General features: G+C 36.6%; 21 protein-coding genes, 1 pseudogene and 1 other annotated feature. Of the genes and pseudogenes, 20 read left to right on the forward strand and 2 right to left on the reverse strand.

Translation table 11 applies throughout. The annotated features are described in order from the left end of the window. Positions 1–59: 59 nt before the first annotated feature. From polA to J2S06_RS00920, 18 genes and pseudogenes are all read left to right on the forward strand, one after another. Positions 60–2,687, forward strand: coding sequence for a DNA polymerase I (gene polA, locus J2S06_RS00835; protein ID WP_419150998.1), 2,628 nt, complete (start codon positions 60–62; stop codon positions 2,685–2,687). 194 nt (positions 2,688–2,881) lie between these two features. Then, on the forward strand, positions 2,882–3,706 hold the full coding sequence (gene mutM, locus J2S06_RS00840; RefSeq protein WP_419150999.1) for a DNA-formamidopyrimidine glycosylase: 825 nt from the start codon (positions 2,882–2,884) through the stop codon (positions 3,704–3,706). Positions 3,707–3,975: 269 nt separating this feature from the next. Further along, positions 3,976–4,608 (forward strand): sporulation membrane protein YtaF, encoded by a 633-nt coding sequence (ytaF, locus tag J2S06_RS00845; protein ID WP_044893433.1) that lies wholly within the window; start codon positions 3,976–3,978, stop codon positions 4,606–4,608. Between the two features lie 118 nt (positions 4,609–4,726). After that, entirely contained in the window at positions 4,727–5,335 is a 609-nt protein-coding gene (gene coaE / locus J2S06_RS00850; RefSeq protein ID WP_419151000.1) for a dephospho-CoA kinase, read from the forward strand. Positions 5,336–5,496: 161 nt separating this feature from the next. Beyond that, positions 5,497–6,519: a glyceraldehyde-3-phosphate dehydrogenase gene (locus J2S06_RS00855; RefSeq protein WP_044893435.1), complete on the forward strand. Its 1,023-nt coding sequence runs from the start codon at positions 5,497–5,499 to the stop codon at positions 6,517–6,519. A gap of 548 nt (positions 6,520–7,067) precedes the next feature. Next, a complete protein-coding gene (gene speD / locus J2S06_RS00860; protein ID WP_044893436.1) occupies positions 7,068–7,448 on the forward strand; it encodes an adenosylmethionine decarboxylase in 381 nt (126 codons plus the stop codon). A gap of 308 nt (positions 7,449–7,756) precedes the next feature. Beyond that, positions 7,757–8,215, forward strand: a complete 459-nt coding sequence (gene nrdR, locus J2S06_RS00865) for a transcriptional regulator NrdR (RefSeq protein WP_044893437.1) — start codon at positions 7,757–7,759, stop codon at positions 8,213–8,215. Between the two features lie 78 nt (positions 8,216–8,293). Next, on the forward strand, positions 8,294–9,673 hold the full coding sequence (locus J2S06_RS00870; RefSeq protein ID WP_044893469.1) for a replication initiation and membrane attachment family protein: 1,380 nt from the start codon (positions 8,294–8,296) through the stop codon (positions 9,671–9,673). Positions 9,674–9,708: 35 nt separating this feature from the next. Further along, a complete protein-coding gene (gene dnaI, locus J2S06_RS00875; protein WP_419151001.1) occupies positions 9,709–10,641 on the forward strand; it encodes a primosomal protein DnaI in 933 nt (310 codons plus the stop codon). 323 nt (positions 10,642–10,964) lie between these two features. Continuing rightward, positions 10,965–11,807 (forward strand): putative sporulation protein YtxC, encoded by an 843-nt coding sequence (gene ytxC, locus J2S06_RS00880; protein WP_052659450.1) that lies wholly within the window; start codon positions 10,965–10,967, stop codon positions 11,805–11,807. Between the two features lie 548 nt (positions 11,808–12,355). Continuing rightward, a complete protein-coding gene (gene thrS / locus J2S06_RS00885) occupies positions 12,356–14,287 on the forward strand; it encodes a threonine--tRNA ligase (protein ID WP_044893439.1) in 1,932 nt (643 codons plus the stop codon). 123 nt (positions 14,288–14,410) lie between these two features. After that, positions 14,411–14,544, forward strand: a sequence feature (ribosomal protein L20 leader region). An 80-nt stretch (positions 14,545–14,624) separates the two neighbouring features. Next, positions 14,625–15,131: a translation initiation factor IF-3 gene (infC, locus tag J2S06_RS00890; protein ID WP_044893440.1), complete on the forward strand. Its 507-nt coding sequence runs from the start codon at positions 14,625–14,627 to the stop codon at positions 15,129–15,131. 16 nt (positions 15,132–15,147) lie between these two features. Then, complete coding sequence (gene rpmI, locus J2S06_RS00895) at positions 15,148–15,348, forward strand: 50S ribosomal protein L35 (protein ID WP_044893441.1); 201 nt, start codon at positions 15,148–15,150, stop codon at positions 15,346–15,348. 30 nt (positions 15,349–15,378) lie between these two features. After that, positions 15,379–15,738: a 50S ribosomal protein L20 gene (gene rplT, locus J2S06_RS00900; RefSeq protein WP_044893442.1), complete on the forward strand. Its 360-nt coding sequence runs from the start codon at positions 15,379–15,381 to the stop codon at positions 15,736–15,738. Positions 15,739–15,840: 102 nt separating this feature from the next. Then, positions 15,841–15,990, forward strand: a complete 150-nt coding sequence (locus J2S06_RS00905; protein WP_419151002.1) for a transposase — start codon at positions 15,841–15,843, stop codon at positions 15,988–15,990. Further along, positions 15,987–16,157, forward strand: a pseudogene (locus J2S06_RS00910) (transposase); the annotation flags it as partial. The gene J2S06_RS00905 and the pseudogene J2S06_RS00910, both read left to right, overlap by 4 nt. A 39-nt stretch (positions 16,158–16,196) precedes the next feature. Further along, complete coding sequence (locus J2S06_RS00915; protein WP_419151003.1) at positions 16,197–16,418, forward strand: helix-turn-helix domain-containing protein; 222 nt, start codon at positions 16,197–16,199, stop codon at positions 16,416–16,418. 103 nt (positions 16,419–16,521) lie between these two features. Next, a complete protein-coding gene (locus tag J2S06_RS00920; protein ID WP_419151439.1) occupies positions 16,522–16,671 on the forward strand; it encodes an IS3 family transposase in 150 nt (49 codons plus the stop codon). A 73-nt stretch (positions 16,672–16,744) separates the two neighbouring features. On the opposite strand, the gene J2S06_RS00925 is transcribed toward J2S06_RS00920, so the two are convergent. Continuing rightward, complete coding sequence (locus tag J2S06_RS00925) at positions 16,745–17,149, reverse strand: hypothetical protein (RefSeq protein ID WP_044893443.1); 405 nt, start codon at positions 17,147–17,149, stop codon at positions 16,745–16,747. Between the two features lie 366 nt (positions 17,150–17,515). Here J2S06_RS00925 and J2S06_RS00930 point away from each other — a divergent pair, with 366 nt between their 5' ends. After that, on the forward strand, positions 17,516–18,004 hold the full coding sequence (locus J2S06_RS00930; protein WP_419151004.1) for a dUTP diphosphatase: 489 nt from the start codon (positions 17,516–17,518) through the stop codon (positions 18,002–18,004). Between the two features lie 74 nt (positions 18,005–18,078). Beyond that, positions 18,079–19,164, forward strand: a complete 1,086-nt coding sequence (locus J2S06_RS00935) for a M42 family metallopeptidase (RefSeq protein ID WP_044893445.1) — start codon at positions 18,079–18,081, stop codon at positions 19,162–19,164. 47 nt (positions 19,165–19,211) lie between these two features. Here the strand turns inward: J2S06_RS00935 and sspI are convergent, their stop codons facing one another. Next, positions 19,212–19,427 carry a small acid-soluble spore protein SspI gene (sspI, locus tag J2S06_RS00940; protein WP_044893446.1) on the reverse strand — a complete coding sequence of 72 codons (216 nt, stop codon included), beginning with the start codon at positions 19,425–19,427 and terminating at the stop codon, positions 19,212–19,214. Positions 19,428–19,548: the final 121 nt, after the last annotated feature.

The following is a 19,548-nucleotide window of genomic DNA, read 5'->3' on the forward strand; positions in this document are numbered from 1 at the left end:
GGCTTTTTAATTGAAAAATACATACGGTAGACAAGTGAAAAAATAAAGGAGGACCATTTGTGACGAAAAAGCTTATTTTAATTGATGGGAATAGCATTGCATATAGAGCTTTTTTCGCTTTGCCATTATTAAATAATGAAAAAGGAATACATACAAATGCGATTTATGGATTTACGAATATATTGATGAAAATACTTGAAGAGGAAAAGCCAACTCATATACTCGTTGCATTTGATGCAGGGAAAACGACGTTTCGCCATAAAACATATAAGGATTATAAAGGAGGGAGGGAAAAAACACCTCCAGAATTATCGGAACAGTTTCCGTTTATCCGTGAGCTTTTAGATGCTTATAACATTTCTCGCTATGAACTAGAAAATTATGAGGCAGATGATATCATTGGGACGCTGGCAAAAAAAGCAGAAAAGGAAGGCTTCGAAGTCAAAATCATTACCGGTGATAAGGATTTAACGCAATTAGCGACAGAAAAGGTGACCGTGGCCATTACACGAAAAGGAATAACTGATGTAGATCCTTACACACCTGAGACCATACAAGAAAAATACGGTTTAACACCACCACAGATTATTGATATGAAAGGATTAATGGGAGACCAATCGGATAATATTCCGGGGGTTCCTGGCATTGGCGAAAAAACAGCCATTAAGCTGTTAAAGCAGTTTGGGACGGTAGAAAATCTTTTGGAAGCATTGGATGAAGTAAGTGGAAAGAAACTGAAAGAAAAGCTGGCGGAATATAAGGAGCAAGCATTAATGAGTAAACAGTTGGCAACCATTCAATGTGATGCCCCTATCGACATTACATTAGATGATATGACGTATCATGGTTATGAGGTCCAGAAAGTTATCAAAATATTAAAGGAGTTAGGGTTTAACTCTATTTTGGCAAAGTTAGGAGAAGCTGAAGAAGTAAAAGAACAAGTATCCGATATAAAGTTTGAAACGGTACAATCCCTTTCAGAGCAAGTATTAACAGATGAAGCTGCTTTCATTGTTGAAATGCTGGACGAAAACTATCATACCGGTGACATTATCGGGTTTGGCATCGCTAATCAAAATGGAAACTTTTTTATTCCAACAAAAGTAGCAATACAATCGGAACAGTTTAAACAATGGGCCAAAGATGAAAGAAAAAGGAAAATAGTATTTGATGGGAAACAAGCTATTGTTTCCTTGCGATGGCGAAATATCGAATTAAACGGAATTGATTTCGATGTCCTTATTGCTTCTTATTTATTGAACCCATCGCAATCAACTGATCAATTAGCAAGCATCGCTCAGGAACAGAATTTATCTGTCGTACAGTCTGATGAAGCCATATATGGGAAAGGTGCGAAACGACATGTACCAGCTGAATCGGTGGTATCTGAGCATGTAGCCCGAAAAGCCTATGCTGTAAATATATTAAAGCAAGAGTTAGAAAAAGAATTAAAAGAAAATGAACAGTATGAATTATTTAGTGAACTTGAGCTCCCCCTTTCCAAAATTTTAGCTGATATGGAGGCAACTGGAGTTAAAGTAGATGTGCAACGCTTAAATGAAATGGGGAAGGAGATTGAAGAAAAGCTACAAAAACTTGAAAAATTCATTTATGAATTGGCTGGAGAGGAATTTAACATTAATTCTCCAAAACAGCTTGGTGTCATTTTGTTTGAAAAGCTGAATTTGCCTGTTATAAAAAAGACTAAAACCAGCTACTCGACATCTGCTGATGTACTAGAAAAATTAAAAGATCAACATGAAATTGTGGAACAAATTTTACATTATCGTCAATTAGGAAAGCTGCAATCTACTTATATAGAAGGGCTTAAGAAAGTCGTTCATAAAGATACAAATAAAGTTCATACACGATTTAATCAAGCGTTAACCCAAACTGGCCGATTAAGTTCGACAGATCCTAATTTACAAAACATACCAATCAGATTAGAAGAAGGCCGAAAAATTCGTCAAGCGTTCATCCCTTCACATGATGGTTGGGTTATCTTTGCGGCTGATTATTCGCAAATTGAGCTCCGTGTGTTAGCTCATATATCAGGTGATGAGAATTTAATTGAAGCGTTCCGGCAAGACCTTGATATTCATACGAAAACAGCAATGGATGTTTTTCATGTTCGAGAAGACGAAGTGACGGATTACATGCGTAGACAGGCGAAAGCTGTCAATTTTGGAATCGTTTATGGAATCAGTGACTACGGTCTATCACAAAACTTAGGGATATCTCGAAAAGAAGCGGCAGAATTTATTAAACGTTATTTTGATAGCTTCAAAGGTGTAAAAGAATATATGGAAGAAATTGTTCAAGAAGCAAAGCAAAAAGGATATGTCACAACGCTAATGCACCGCCGCCGCTATATCCCGGAAATTACGAGCAGAAACTTTAATGTTAGAAGCTTTGCTGAGCGAACAGCGATGAATACACCTATTCAAGGAAGTGCTGCAGACATTATAAAAAAAGCGATGATTGATATGGCGAAGCAGCTGAAAGAGAAAGGCTTAAAAACGAAACTATTGCTTCAAGTGCATGATGAATTAATTTTTGAAGCCCCAAAGGATGAAATTGATGTTTTAAAGCAACTTGTACCAGAAGTTATGGAGAAAGCGATTGAATTAAAAGTTCCGTTAAAGGTAGATTATGCCTTTGGACCTTCTTGGTATGAAGCAAAATAATGAGAGGCAATCGTTCTTTGATCTATTTACCTTTTTGGATGTAACGGGGATGATATCATGTTTTTTGAGAGCTTATGATTCTAAGCAATTTTCAATTGATATTCTAAAGCGCTACATTTCATAAAGGATCGTAAGGTAAAGGATGTTATTTCCGTATAGTTTGATTTTACTGTCATCAAAGGAAGTGATCGAACATGCCAGAGCTCCCAGAAGTAGAAACCATACGGCGAACGTTGCTTGCTCTCGTAAAAGGTAAAAAGATTCAAGAAGTTCATATCTTTTGGCCAAAGATGATCAAAAAACCTGTTGATTTTGAACAATTTTGTGATGCTTTAATTGGTCAAACCATTCATGACATTCGAAGAACGGGAAAGTATTTAAAATTTTATTTTGACGATTACGTGCTTGTTTCCCATTTGCGCATGGAAGGAAGGTATGGGCTTTATTCGAAGGAGGACCCAATCGAAAAGCATACACATGCGATTTTTAAGTTTATTGATCAAACGGAACTAAGATATAAGGATGTCCGTAAATTTGGAACGATGCATTTGTTTAAATTAGGTGAAGAAGAAGGGGCGCCTCCTTTATCTCAATTAGGTCCAGAGCCGTTTTCAGAACTTTTTACCGTTGAGTATCTTCGGGAAACGTTTTCTAAGACTTCTAGAAAAATTAAAGTAGCCTTATTGGATCAAACGATCGTGGCCGGATTAGGGAATATATATGTGGATGAGGCATTATTTCGGGCGCAAATACATCCGGAAAGGTTAGCAAAGGATTTACAGCTAAATGAACTGAAACGATTGCATGAACAAATCATTGAAACGTTGCAAGAGGCAGTTGAAAAAGGAGGAAGTACAGTTCGTTCTTATATAAACTCACAAGGGCAAATCGGCATGTTTCAATTAAATCTAAACGTTTATGGACGTAACGGTGAACCTTGTAGAGAATGTGGAACTTCTATTGAAAAAATAATGGTCGGTGGCAGAGGAACGCACTTCTGTCCAAAGTGTCAAAATTAAGAATGGCTGTGTTCGTAAACATTGTTGCTTTTCGACTGTCCATGAACCGAACAAAGCACGTGTTTGGACAAATTGTATTTGTCCGACAATCGACTTTTGATCGGTTCACGTCACGTTTGTAAGTGACATAGCAAGCGTGTCGCTTGCTTAAGCGAAAAGCTATAGTAAAGCAACAATCTTTTAGAAAAGAACCCCTTCCTATATTTCATTAACATAAATGTGTAGGATTCATATACTATGTTAATAATTAGCATGGAAGGGGCGAAAAGATGGTACAGTATGCGTCTCTTTTTCTTTTGGCGTTTGCCGTAAGTTTAGATAGCTTTTCCGTTGGCTTAACCTATGGATTAAGAAAACTACAAATACCAATAAAATCGATCATAGTTATTGCTTGTTGCTCGTCCATTACGCTATTAGCTGCCATGATGATTGGACAGCTATTAGAAAAGACTTTACCACCGTTTATTACAAATCATTTAGGTGGTTTTATTCTCATTTGCCTTGGAATATGGGTGATTTATCAATTTTTCCGTTCAAATGACCAAAGGGATGAAGATGCTGAAAAGACGCTCTTCAATGTAGAAATTAAGTCAATGGGGATCGTGATCCAAATCTTGCAAAAACCGACAACTGCTGATATGGATAAATCTGGAACCATCACTGGTATTGAAGCATTATTATTAGGAGTTGCATTATCTTTAGATGCATTTGGGGCGGGGATAGGTGCCGCATTACTCGGTTATTCTCCATTATATATGGCGATCCTTGTGGCTTTTATGAGCTCTTCGTTTGTTTTCGTCGGCATCCAAACAGGGCATCTATTTTCTAAAATATCGTTTGTAGAGAAATTTTCGTGGATGCCTGGATTATTGCTTATTTTAATTGGTATTTTAAAAATTTAAGGCTGTGTTCGTAAACATTGTTGCTTTTCGACTTGTCTATGACATTCGAAAAGCTATAGTAAAGCAGCAATCTTTTAGATAAGAGCCAAATATAAAAAGAGGAGAGAATAAAGCAATTATGTCGCTCATTGTTGGATTAACAGGTGGAATTGCAAGTGGAAAAAGCACGGTGGCCAATATGATGCGTGAATTTCAGATTCCAATTATCGATGCCGATCAGATTGCTCGCGATGTCGTAGCAATTGGCATGCCTGCATATGAACAAATCGTTGAAACATTTGGCGCAGATATTTTAAATGAAGATAAAACGATTAATCGGAAAAAACTCGGGTCAATTGTTTTTCATCATGAGCCGAAAAGGGTACAGCTCAATAAAATTGTTCATCCTGCTGTGCGTCAAGAGATGAAGCGGCAACAAAAAGAATATGTTGAAAAAGGGGAGCCGATTGTTGTATTAGATCTTCCCCTTCTTTTCGAAAGTAATTTGGTTCATATGGTGGATAAAGTGATAGTTGTTTACGTTGATGAATCAACACAATTAAAGCGATTAATGAAGAGAAACGGTCTTTCAAGAGAAGAGGCCTTAGCACGCATCCATGCACAAATGCCGCTATATGAAAAGGTAAAAAAAGCAGATGCAGTCATTGACAACAATGGAACCATCGTAGAAACAAAAGATCAATTAATTCACATATTATCAAAATGGAATGTTCTTTCGTTCACTTAGTGAGAGTGAACGATTTTTTTATGCCTATTTCATTATATCTAGGTATTTATTCGATTTCCAAAAAAATTAAAAATGATTATTCCATTATTCTATAATTATGATATACTAATTATCAGAAAACGAATAAAAGTATAACATAATTAGCTGGAAGGAGATATTTTATGAGAGCTAAAATAGCTATAAATGGTTTTGGAAGAATCGGCCGAATGGTGTTTCGCAAAGCGATTCTAGAAGAAAATTTAGACATTGTTGCTATAAATGCAAGCTATCCAGCAGAAACGTTAGCACATTTAATTAAATATGACACAAACCATGGAAAATTTGATGGGGAAGTTATCGCTGGTGATGATTATTTAATCGTCAATGGCCATAAAGTATTGCTTTTGAACAATCGCAATCCACGTGAACTCCCGTGGGGAGATTTAAATATTGATATCGTCATTGAAGCGACTGGTAAATTTAATGCCCGTGACAAAGCGATGATGCATGTAGATGCAGGAGCGAAAAAAGTGATTTTAACTGCGCCAGGAAAAAATGAAGATGTAACGATTGTAATGGGCGTGAACGAAGAAAGTTATGACCCTCTTCAGCACGTAATTATTTCTAATGCATCATGTACGACAAACTGTTTAGCACCTGTTGCTAAAGTGTTGGATGAAAAGTTTGGAATTGAAAACGGTTTAATGACGACTGTTCATGCCTACACAAATGACCAAAAAAATATTGACAATCCACATAAAGATTTGCGTCGTGCTCGAGCTTGTGCGCAATCCATTATTCCAACAACGACAGGTGCTGCAAAAGCGCTATCTTTAGTCCTTCCACAATTAAAAGGCAAGCTGCATGGATTGGCGCTTCGCGTACCTACATCAAATGTTTCGTTAGTCGATCTTGTCGTCGATGTAAAAAAGGATGTAACAGTTGAAGAAATAAATAAGGCATTTATTGAAGCATCACAAGGGGATCTTAAAGGAATTTTAGATTTTTCAATGGAACCGCTCGTTTCAATTGACTATAATACAAACCAATATTCAGCAACGATCGATGGCTTAACAACAATGGTGATGGGAGACCGTAAAGTAAAAGTATTAGCATGGTATGATAATGAGTGGGGATATTCTTGCCGGGTTGTTGATTTAACGAAAATGGTAGCCTCCAAAATAGAAAATTTAACGACTGTTTGAAAGCGAAAAGGGTGACCTAGTGTGGTTGCCCTTTTTTTATAATTGATTTTCTAAAGCATGTGTCATCCTTTGACTAAATATAAATTGGATGGTTCAAGTGGATTAGGAAAGGGTATATCGTAAATACGAATCTTTTAAATTTCCCTTAATAAAGGCTGTTTTTGTAAACTTTGTTGCTTTTCGACTGTCTAAGAACCGAACAAAGCACGTGATCGGACAAATCACATTTGTCCGACCATCGACTTTTGTTCGGTTCACGTCACGCTACACGCGTGACATAGCAAGCGTTTCGCTTGCTTGACAGTCGAAAAGCTATCGTATAGTAAAGCAACAATCTTTTAGTAAAGAGCTTTAATAAAAAATTTAAAAAGTGTGTTGCAAAAACAAAATAAACCATTTATACTATTTTTCGTGAACTTCTTAAACGCAAGGTAATGTGACTACTTAAAGGGTTAGGACCTCTTTGGACTAACTTTCCCCCGTGGTAGTTAAACATGCCAAAGTGCGAAGAATTCATAAAAAAATTTGTTAAAGGGGGATCCATAACGATGGAAACAAAGGGACGTCACGTTATCTCTGAGTTATGGGGATGCGATTTTGATAAGTTGAATAATATGGAATTTATTGAGAAAACTTTTGTGAACGCAGCATTAAAATCAGGTGCAGAGATTCGCGAGGTGGCCTTTCATAAATTTGCGCCTCAAGGAGTAAGTGGTGTAGTCATCATTTCTGAATCACATTTAACGATTCACAGTTTTCCAGAGCATGGATATGCAAGTATTGATGTGTATACTTGCGGAGATTTAGATCCTAATATTGCAGCTGACTACATTGCAGAAGCTCTCGGTGCAGAGACCCGCGAAAACATTGAAATTCCACGTGGAATGAGACCAGTACAAGTCAAACAAAAACAGGCAAAAGTTTTATAATTTCCGTTTAATCATAATGAAGTACAAAAGAGGTGTCAGAAATAAATCTGCACCTCTTTTTATATGGCTCTTTTTATAAGAATATTGCTTTATTATACTTATAGCTTTTCGACTGTCAGGCAAGCGTGTTTGCAAAACAGCCTTGTATGAATGTCGTTTTGCTAATAAAAAATATGAGTTTAAATAAATGTTTTAGATGTTTTCGTTCGAAATATAATTTTCTGACGCTTGTCTCCTGACTCCCTTTTTAATATGATTGATAGTAGAAAATACGACATTGCCTGAACATTTAGATTGGAGCTGATGATATGAAGTGTCCTTCTTGTCTCCATCTCGGGACACGAGTTCTTGACTCTCGTCCAGTTGATGAAGGAAGATCGATTCGTAGACGGAGGGAATGTGAAAAATGCCATTATCGATTTACGACGTTTGAAAAAGTGGAAGAAATTCCATTAATCGTCGTAAAAAAAGGTGGTACACGGGAAGAATTCAGCCGTGAAAAGATGCTAAGAGGGATGATTAAAGCTTGTGAAAAGCGGCCAGTGGCTTTAAATCAGTTGGAAGACATTTCCTTAGAAATTGAAAAGGAATTACGAAATCAAGGTGTTTCGGAAATCAGTAGTGATGTCATAGGTGAAATGGTGATGGATCATCTTGCCAAAATAGATGAAGTGGCATATGTTCGCTTTGCCTCCGTTTATAGACAATTTAAAGATATCAACGTATTTATAGAAGAACTTAAGGAATTAATTAATAAAGAACGCTAAAAAGAGCTTTATAAGGACATGAAGCTCTTTTTTAACTCTTAAAGTAAATTTGTACATTTGGGAAGGTTTGAGTACATGATGAATTATCATTGGAAAGAAGTTGTTCCGATAGACCGTTATATAGTGAAGTCCAATGGTATGTTACATGATTATGATCGGAAAATATTAACACTATTATATCAACCATTAATTGGAACAAAGGCGTTTAGCCTCTATATGTCATTATGGAGTGAGCTTGAGCAAAATCGTTTATGGGGAAATGAATCCACACACCATTTTTTAATGGCAATTATGCAGCTTCCTTTAAGTGAAATTTTTTACGAGAGATTAAAACTGGAAGGAATAGGTTTGTTAAATACTTATTTATTGGAGGAAGAGGATCCAAAAAAGTATATTTATGAGCTTCAACCACCGCTTTCACCGAAAAATTTTTTTTATGATGGAATATTAAATATTTATTTATATAATCGTGTTGGCAAAAAGAGATATCAACAATTAAAACAATTTTTCTCTGATGAACGGCTGAGTGAAAAAGCAAAAAATGTAACGAGGGGATTTAATGAAGTATTTCAATCGTTGCATATGTCAGAGCTTGTAACGAATCTGGAAGATGAAGAATTTGTCAATCGAGATTTTGTTGAAAATGTAGAGAGAGACTCTGTAACGATTCAAGATGAGACATTCGATTTCCAGCTATTTTTTGCAGGTTTATCAGAAAATCTTGTCCCGAAAAAAGCGATCACTCCGGCTGTGAAAGATGCAATTAAAAAGCTTTCCTATATATATGGAATTGATCCAATTGAGATGAAAAACCTTGTCATCGATTGCATAGATGATCAGGAGGAAGTGAACTTAGAAGAGCTAAGGAGAGCTGCACGCGATTGGTATCAATTAGAGTACGGTGATGAACTCCCGTCACTTGTTGAAAAAATTCAGCCTCTCATCTATAAATCAACCGATCTTCACGATATTGATGAAAAGGAACGTCGTTTAATTGAGCAGCTAGAGTCGTTATCCCCAAGACAGTTTCTTAAGGATATTTCCGGAGGGATTGAACCATCGCTCCCAGATTTAACGATTATTGAAGATGTTATGTTTCAACAAAAGCTTTTGCCTGGTGTTGTCAATGTATTGATTTATTATGTTATGCTAAAAACGGATATGAAATTATCGAAATCCTATGTTGAAAAAATTGCTAGTCATTGGGCGAGAAAAGGGATTAAAACAGTTAAAGAGGCAATGGCAGTTGCGAAAAAAGAGCACAGGCAATATCAAGAATGGGCAGATGCGAAAGAATCAAAGAAACGGAAAAAACGAATAATCCGTCAAGAAAAGCTTCCATCATGGATCAAAGAATACGAATCACAAGAGGATGAAAAAATGAATGATACAGATTTTGAATTGGAGAAAAGGAAATTAGAGGAACGAATTAAAAATTATAAAAGGAAGAAAACATAATGTCGAAATACGATTAGGTAAAGGGGGAGAACCCTTTGGATTCAATTCAAAACTCATTGCGCAATCTTGTAAGTCGAAAAGACTTTCAGAAGCGATACAATGAATTAAAACAAATAGTTCTAAAGAACCCAGATGTCCAAGCATTTTTAAAAGAACGTGGACAACAAATTGATGACAAAATGATTCATCGTAGTCTCGGTAAACTTTATGAGTTTGTGAACCAAAGTAAAAATTGTCATCAATGCCCAAGTCTTGATGAATGTAAAAATTTAATCAAAGGATACCATCCCTCCTTAGTCATTCAAGGAAAGACTATTGATGTGAAATATGATAAATGTCCGAAAAAAGAAGTGTATGATGCAAGAAGGAAGCAGGAAGCCTTAATCAAAAGCATGTATATGCCAAAAGACATTTTGCATGCACAGCTTGATGATATTAGTTTAGACGAACCGAGCCGGCTCAAGCTTGTGTCATTGGCCCAAGATTTTATTGAACAATATTCTAAAGAAAAACGATTAAAAGGATTATATATTTATGGACCATTTGGTGTGGGGAAAACGTTTGTATTAGGTGCAATTGCGAACGAACTAGCAGAAAAAGGCGTTTCCTCTATGTTAGTATATGTACCGGAGTTTATGCGAGAATTAAAAAGCGCCATACAGGATCATTCATTAAATGAAAAATTGGAGGCAGTAAAAAAAGTTCCCATTTTAATGCTAGATGATATAGGGGCCGAATCAATGTCAAGCTGGATGAGGGATGATATTTTAGGAACGATTTTACAGTTTCGCATGTTAGAAAATTTACCAACCTTCTTCACCTCAAACTTTAATTTTGATGAACTTAAATATCATCTTACGTATTCACAGCGAGGAGAAATGGAAGAATTAAAAGCATTAAGAATTATGGAACGAATTAAATACTTAGCAACTCCTGTACAGTTGAAAGGGAAAAATCGACGTATGTAAACAACCGCTCATAACCGATGCGGTTTTTTTTGTGTGTTTTCGTAAACTTTGTTGCTATTCGACTGTCCATGAACCGAACAAAGCACGTGGTCGGACAAATGTAATTTGTCCAACCATCGCATTTTGTTCGGTTCACGTCACGCTACACGCGTGACATAGCAAGCGTGTCGCTTGCTTGGACACTCGAAAAGCTATGGTAAAGCAACAATCTTTTAGAAAAGAGCCTTTTTTATCAATGATGATCCATTAAATCCTTATACTTCTAAAAACAGGCTCTCCTCCATATATATAGAATCAGGTGTTGGCAAAAAGGAGGGGAATTCGTGATTCAAATTGTACTCTCTACGAAAAAAGAAGCAGACTTTATTTGGAAATTATTATTAGAGGTTCAAAATGATGAAGATGACACGGTTATGTTTGATCAAGAAACAATGATTACTTGTCAAAGTCATCATTGGCAAGAGTTTATACAGCAAACGTTAATCCCGACATTCATTAAGTATTTTGTGCAAATAAAGGAGCCGAAGCTTCTATTATCCATTATTAAAGAGAAGTATTACTTTACAGATGAGGATGAACAACAACAAATTTTACATATTGCCCAATCCATCATGGATGGAGAATATGAAGATATCCCAAAGGCTCAAAAGTTTGAATCGCGTGATCGATATCTTTATGCTGCCTTTCAAAGCTTCCTCCATCCTGATTTATCTTTTCATATGGATTCATTTATTATGTTTCGCTTGCACACATATTTAAAAAAATTAACAGAATATGTAGAACTATCTATAGAAGAGTATAAGTTAGAGCAGGAATATCAAAATTTTATTCAAACTTTGCGAGATTACGTCATAAGGAAGGAGCCAAAAATAGAAAATTTGCATATTTTACATGAGCATTCTTCTTTTATTGTCTATAATGATACGTGGGAAAAACTTTCTCGCCAAGAGCTAAAGCAATATATTGATCGCCATTTTATTTTTCAGCATCCAATGTATATTGATTCACAAATTCTTGCACCGCTTGTTTCCATTGCACCACTCAAAATATATATTTATTCGGATCGTCAAGATGAGGGAATGATTTTAACGATCCAAAATATATTTCAAGAAAGAGTCGTTCTTTTTAACAAAAATGTGTTCTACAAACGAAAAGTTTCGTTTTAAACGACCTTGATTTCCAAACAAAATGAGTCTATAATACGAATAAAATGAAGTAGTGAAATGTTATGATGAGGACATGGGAGTGTTATGGCGGTTCAAAGAGAGGGAAGGCATCGGCTGAAACCTTCCTAACACGTATAATGCTCTTACCACCTCTAAACTTCAGCTGTGAACAGCTTTGCTAAGTAATAGCTGACGCTTAACACCCGTTATCGTGTCTTGAGCCATGCGATCTTTTTTTAACGATGTAGCAGCATGGGAACAAGGGTGGAACCACGGGAATCTCATACATAACACTCGTCCCTTATAGAAGGGGCGAGTTTTTATTTTTTCAAGTGCTCTGTTAGATTTTACTGTTGATAATTGACATAATTTACAGAAGTGAAATTCGCGAGACTCCTGCGGGAAAAGCGAGCAGGAAGAGACCCCTAAAGATGAGGTATCGAGCGAGGAGGCTCGCGGATCTCCCGCGGAAAGGGAGCGAATTTCATAAATATCAACAATATACTTAACAGAGCCTTTACAAAAATAAAATATGGGAGTGAAAAAAGATGGCAGAACAAATTCAAATTACTTTCCCTGACGGAGCCGTAAAGGAGTTTCCAAAGGGAATAACAACGGAAGAAATTGCCGCTTCTATTAGCCCAGGATTAAAGAAAAAAGCGATTGCAGGGAAATTTAATGGCGATCCAATTGATTTACGAACACCGATTGAAACAGATGGAAGCATTGAAATATTAACACCTGGAAGTGAAGAAGCGTTAGAGATTTTAAGACATAGTACAGCCCATTTAATGGCTCAAGCGATTAAACGATTATATAAAAATGTTAAGTTAGGGGTAGGGCCTGTTATAGAAAACGGCTTTTATTATGATATCGATATGGATGAAACCATTACGCCAGAAGACTTGCCAAAAATTGAAAAAGAAATGAAAAAAATTGTTGGGGAAAATTTAGAAGTTGTCCGTAAAGAAGTGAGTCGAGAAGAAGCGAAGCGGCTTTATGAAGAAATTGGGGACAACTTAAAGCTTGAATTAATCGATGATATACCTGAAGGTGAAACGATTTCCATTTATGAACAAGGAGAATTTTTTGACTTATGTCGAGGAGTTCACGTACCATCAACAGGAAAAATTAAAGAATTTAAACTGTTAAGTGTAGCTGGTGCCTATTGGCGTGGCGATAGCAAAAATAAAATGCTGCAGCGTATTTATGGTACAGCGTTCTTTACAAAAGACGAATTAAAAGAACATCTACGTTTATTGGAAGAAGCAAAAGAGCGTGATCATCGTAAGCTTGGGAAAGAATTAAGCTTATTTACAACATCTCAAAAAGTTGGACAAGGTTTACCGCTTTGGTTACCTAAAGGAGCGACAATTCGTCGTATTATCGAACGGTATATTGTCGATAAAGAAATACAGCTTGGCTATCAACATGTGTATACACCAGTTTTAGGAAGCGTGGAGTTATACAAAACCTCTGGGCACTGGGATCATTATCAAGAAGATATGTTCCCGAAAATGGAAATGGATAACGAAGAGTTAGTGCTTCGCCCGATGAACTGTCCACACCATATGATGATTTATAAAAATGATATTCATAGCTATCGTGAACTGCCAATTCGCATTGCTGAGCTTGGAACGATGCATCGCTACGAAATGTCAGGTGCTCTAACAGGTTTGCAGCGTGTTCGGGGAATGACTTTAAATGATGCCCATATTTTCGTTCGCCCAGACCAAATTAAAGACGAATTTATACGTGTTGTTCGCTTAATTGAAGAAGTTTATAAAGATTTTGGCATTCACGATTACTCTTTCCGCTTATCCTATCGTGACCCAGAAGATAAAGAAAAATATTATGATGATGATGCAATGTGGGAAAAAGCTCAAAGCATGTTGAAACAAGCGATGGATGAACTTGGACATGACTATTATGAGGCAGAAGGGGAAGCGGCATTTTACGGTCCGAAATTAGACGTGCAAGTTCGTACAGCTTTAGGAAAAGATGAAACCTTATCCACTGTTCAGCTTGACTTTTTATTACCTGAGCGCTTTGATTTAACATATGTTGGTGAAGACGGAAAACAACACCGTCCAGTTGTGATCCACCGCGGTGTCGTGTCAACAATGGAACGATTTGTGGCGTTTTTAATTGAAGAGTATAAAGGGGCATTCCCGACTTGGCTTGCACCAGTACAAGTTCAAATTATTCCTGTCTCACCGGCAGTCCATTTAGATTATGCGAAAAAAGTGCAAGAACGATTGCAAAAGGAAGGCATTCGCGTTGAATTAGATGCGCGTGATGAAAAAGTTGGCTATAAAATTCGTGAAGCACAAATTCAAAAAATCCCATACATGCTCGTTGTTGGCGATAATGAAATGAATGAAGAGGCCGTTAATGTTCGAAAATACGGGGAACAAAAATCTGAAACGGTGAAATTAGAGCATTTTGTCGATCAATTAATAAAAGAAGCTAAAAAATAAAGGTTGCATCGAGGTAAATCAAATAGTATAATGCAAGTTGTTGTCTGTTATTGGATGAATGACTGTTGACAAAGGTTGTATTCCTATGATATAATCCACAAGGTAATAATTGAATAGTGAAAAGAGTACAAGCAGAAGCACCCGCTTCTCACCTGATTGACGCATCGTTATGCTGTTGGCAGGTTTATGCATAAAATGATGAATTTAAATATGCAACCGTGTGGGTGTCGTATGCGCTCGCACGGTTTTTATTTGAACGGATAAACCTGTAACCACAATCAATAACGTGCGCTATTCAGTTAATAAACCTTGGAGGTGGCTTATTATTAGCAAAGACATGTTAGTAAACGAGGGCATTCGCGCTCGTGAAGTACGTCTAATCGGTCAAAACGGTGATCAACTAGGAATTAAATCACGTCAAGAAGCTTTAGAAATTGCAGCACGCGCCAATTTAGATTTAGTGCTTGTAGCACCAAATGCAAAACCGCCAGTTGCTCGTATTATGGATTATGGAAAATTCCGTTTTGAGCAACAAAAAAAGGAGAAAGAAGCGCGTAAAAAGCAAAAAACGATTAACGTGAAAGAAATTCGCCTTAGTCCAACAATCGAGGAGCATGATTTTAACACGAAGCTTCGCAACGCTCGCAAATTCCTTGAAAAAGGCGATAAAGTTAAAGCAACCATCCGTTTTAAAGGACGTGCGATTACTCATAAAGAAATTGGTCAACGAGTGCTTGATCGATTTGCTGAGGCATGCTCAGATATTGGCACAATTGAATCAAAGCCGAAAATGGACGGTCGCAGCATGTTCCTAGTGCTTGCGCCGAATCATGAAAAGAAATAAAAGGGAGGAAAACCTTATGCCTAAAATGAAAACTCATCGCGGTACAGCTAAACGTTTTAAAAAGACTGGAACAGGGAAATTAAAACGTTCACATGCATATACTAGCCACTTATTTGCAAATAAAACACAAAAGCAAAAACGTAAGCTTCGCAAGTCTACACTAGTAAGCAAAGGTGATTTCAAACGAATTCATCAAATGTTAGACAACATTAAATAATATCGGAAATTGGATTAGGAGGGAATTTTTATGCCACGTGTAAAAGGCGGAACAGTTACTCGTAGACGTCGTAAAAAAGTGATTAAATTAGCAAAAGGTTATTTCGGTTCGAAACATCGTTTATATAAAGTTGCTAATCAACAAGTAATGAAATCTTTAATGTATGCTTACCGTGACCGTCGTCAGAAAAAACGCGACTTCCGTAAGCTTTGGATTACTCGTATTAATGCTGCTGCTCGTATGAATGGCCTTTCTTACAGCCGTTTAATGCACGGATTAAAATTGGCAGGTATTGAAGTAAACCGTAAAATGCTTGCGGACTTAGCTGTTAACGATGAAAAAGCATTTGCTCAATTAGCAGAGGCTGCTAAAGCGCAATTAAATAAATAATGACCGCTAATATTTAGAGGCTGTCCCTTGTGTGATATGCTCCCCTTAAGGTAGACAGATTAAAATATAAAAAATCTGTTTTACCTTAGGGGGAGTTTTTCTATGTATAAGCAATATACTACAGAGTTCAAACTTGGAGTTTTACTTGCATATGAAAACCGAGAATGTACTATTCAAGAGCTTTGTAAAAGGTATCAAATTACTAAATATTCTTTAAGGCAATGGATAAATGAATTGAGGAATTTGGAATAGAGGGTTTAGAACGTTCAAATTCTTGGAAAGGTTATACCAAAGAACTTAAGGAAGCAGCTGTAAAAGATTATTTATCTGGTGAGTTCTCACAGTACGAGATTGTCAGGAAATATGGTATTTCAAGTAGATCGGTACTTCAACGATGGATTAAGAAGTATTATAGCCATAGAGATTTAAAGGATACGTCGAAAGGAAAGATAAGCTCTATGACTAAAGGAAGAAAAACGACTTGGAATGAACGGATACAAATTGTGCTTGATTGTTTAGGGAACGGAAAAGATTATAAAAAAACAGCAGAGACTTATGAAGTTTCTTATCAACAAGTATATCAATGGGTGAAGAAGTATGAAAATGGTGGAGAAGAAGCGCTTAAAGACAAACGAGGAAGAAAAAAGAAGAAGCAGAGTTATCTCCAGAAGAGAAAATGAAACTGGAGATGAAAAAGTTAGAAAGAGAAAATGAACGCTTACGTGCGGAGAATCTATTTTTAAAAAAGTTAGAGGAAATCGAAAGGAGGCGAAAGTAAACCAAATCCGCGAGAAGTATTATTTACATAAGTATCAGACATTTGAAGAATTAGCTCTTGCGATTGATGAGTACATCCGCTTTTATAATTATGAAAGGTATCAAAAAAGATTAAACGGCCTTAGCCCCATGGAATATAGAGCTAAAGCCGCTTAGGTAAATTTTTATTATTTCTACTGTCTACTTGACAGGGGGCAGTTCAGTGTGTGGGAAGCCTCTTTTTAGCTTGCTAAACGTTTATAGAATTTTCATCGCCCTTTTGTAATAATTCCTTCATCGGGCTTTTCCAATCAATTTTGGCATATGGATATGCTTTTTTAATTTCTTTTTCAAGAAAGAGCAAATCATTTTTTGTAAGCCCTTTGAGCTTATCAGGGGTTTTGGTCCAAATAAAAATTGAAATAACTTCAAATGATTCACTCGTTGTTCCTAAATATTTTTCACCTTCGAATAATGCCCCTTTATATGTTAAAAGAAAATTTTTACGAACATTTTCTTTATCGTCTAAAAAATAAAATCTTTTTTGGTCAAAAGCTAATTCTAATTTCCGCTTCGGGTTTAATAAATATTTGATTAAACGAAAGATGAGGAAAATGAATAGAGCAAAAAGGATGAATCGAATTAAAATGACCATGGAAGATTGCCTCCCCAAGCATATTTTTCTAGTTTTTTGAAGCTCAAGAGAAAAAAGCTAAAAAATTTCGCTAGGCACTTCATTTTTGTAATAGGCTGTTTTCGTAAATGGCCATGAGGGCGTTCAATGCACGTGTTCGGACAAATAATATTTGTCCAAACATCGACTTTTGTTCGGTTCACGTCAGGCTTTAACATGACATAGCAAGTGGATCGCTTGCCTGACAGTCGAAAAGCTATCGTATAGTAAAGCAGCAATCTTTTAGAAAAGAGCCTTGTATTAATACGAAAGAATGGAGAAAAGGTTTCATTCAAACTTGAATTTGTTATAATTTTTTGTATGAGGTATTGAACAGGAGTGAATAAAATGAATTTTAAGAAGCTTTTTCACATGCAAAAGGAATTGGATCAACGGATTGAAACACAACACAAACTTCATCAAGAACGATTAATGGAGCGAAAAATATTAGCGTTGTTAGTTGAAATCGGTGAATTAGCTAATGAAACAAGATGCTTTAAGTTTTGGAGCGTAAAGCCGCCCTCAAAGGAGGAAGTCATTTTAGAAGAATACGTGGATGGACTGCATTTCTTATTATCGATTGGTCTAGAACTAAATATAACCGATTTGCCAACATTTCATGTATTAGATGCATCGGATCGTTTAACAGAGCAATTTTTGACGATTTTTAATGAAGCCTCTAGCTTCAAAGACAGCTTATCAGTAGAGAGCTATTTACGGCTATTTAAATATTATCTTCAATTAGGGAAATCGCTCGGTTTTTCGATGGAACAAATTTATCACGCGTATGTTTCGAAAAATGAAGTCAATCATATAAGACAAAGCCAAGGATATTAGAGGCTTTCATATTTTTTGTGGAAAACTTTTACTTTTTGTATAATCATAATGACCACCAAAAAAGGAGGATGTACATGACAAAGCTAGATGAAACGTTAACGATGTTAAAAGATTTAACGGATGCAAAAGGCATTCCTGGAAATGAGCGAGAAGTACGGGAAGTAATGAAAAAATACATAGCTCCCTATGCAGATGAAGTCATGACAGATGGGCTTGGCAGCTTAATTGCCAAAAAGGTTGGAAACGAGAAAGGCCCGAAAATTATGGTCGCAGGACATTTAGACGAAGTTGGCTTTATGGTCACGCAAATAGATGATAAAGGGTTTATTCGCTTTCAACCAGTTGGGGGCTGGTGGTCACAAGTGATGCTTGCCCAGCGTGTGACGATTGTCACAAAAAAAGGTGATGTAACTGGTATTATCGGCTCCAAACCGCCTCACATTCTTCCGCCAGAAGCACGAAAGAAGCCTGTTGAAATAAAAGATATGTTTATCGACATCGGTGCATCAAGCCGTGAAGAAGCGATGGAGTTTGGTGTTCGACCTGGAGATCAAATTGTTCCGTATTTTGAATTGACCGTATTAAAAAATGAAAAAATGTTGCTTGCAAAAGCGTGGGATAACAGAATTGGCTGTGCCATTGCGATTGATGTACTAAAAAATTTAAAAGATGCCGAGCATCCGAATATCGTGTATGGAGTTGGTACTGCTCAAGAGGAGGTTGGGCTACGTGGGGCTCGTACTTCATCTCACGTCATTGAGCCAGATATTGCATTTGGTGTTGATGTTGGGATTGCAGGCGACACACCAGGAGTAAGCGAAAAAGAAGCACAAGGGAAATTAGGAAAAGGACCACAAATTATTTTATATGATGCTTCAATGGTGTCACATAAAGGGCTTCGTGATTTTGTCACAAACATTGCTGATGAACTAAATATTCCTTATCAATTTGACGCACTACCAGGTGGGGGAACGGATTCTGGCGCCATTCATTTAACAGCAAAAGGAGTCCCAACTTTATCGATCACGATCGCAACTCGCTACATTCATTCACATGCTGCTTTATTACATCGTGATGATTATGAAAATACAGTTAAATTACTGACCGAAGTGATCAAACGATTGGATCAAGAAACGGTTCAGAAAATTACATTTGATTGAAATAAAAGGCCGACTCTAACATATCGAAGTCGGCCTTTTTAAATTGATTATTCGTTTTGATTTAATCCTTGCTCAAGAGTTTCAAGCATTTCTTGCTGGTGCTTAGTATCAGAGTTTTTCCAAATGATTTCAAATAAAACGCCTAATCCTGGCAGCATTTTTTCTTCTCCGCTTTGAATCGCATCGACAATTGTATCTTTTAGCTGATCTTGTGTATTCCCTGAAACATTTGCAATCACTGCTTGACGTAAATTAATATTCATTGTTTCACCCCTCAACATTCTTTACGTGTTTATTTTTTACCATCATTTTGATTTTATGTGCTGTAAGTTGAAAACATATGCAAGTAGATGGTACTCTTGAATCGCTATATAAACGAAAAGG

The organism is Bacillus alveayuensis (genome assembly GCA_030812955.1).
Classification (GTDB): Bacteria; Bacillota; Bacilli; order Bacillales; family Aeribacillaceae; genus Bacillus_CB; species Bacillus_CB alveayuensis.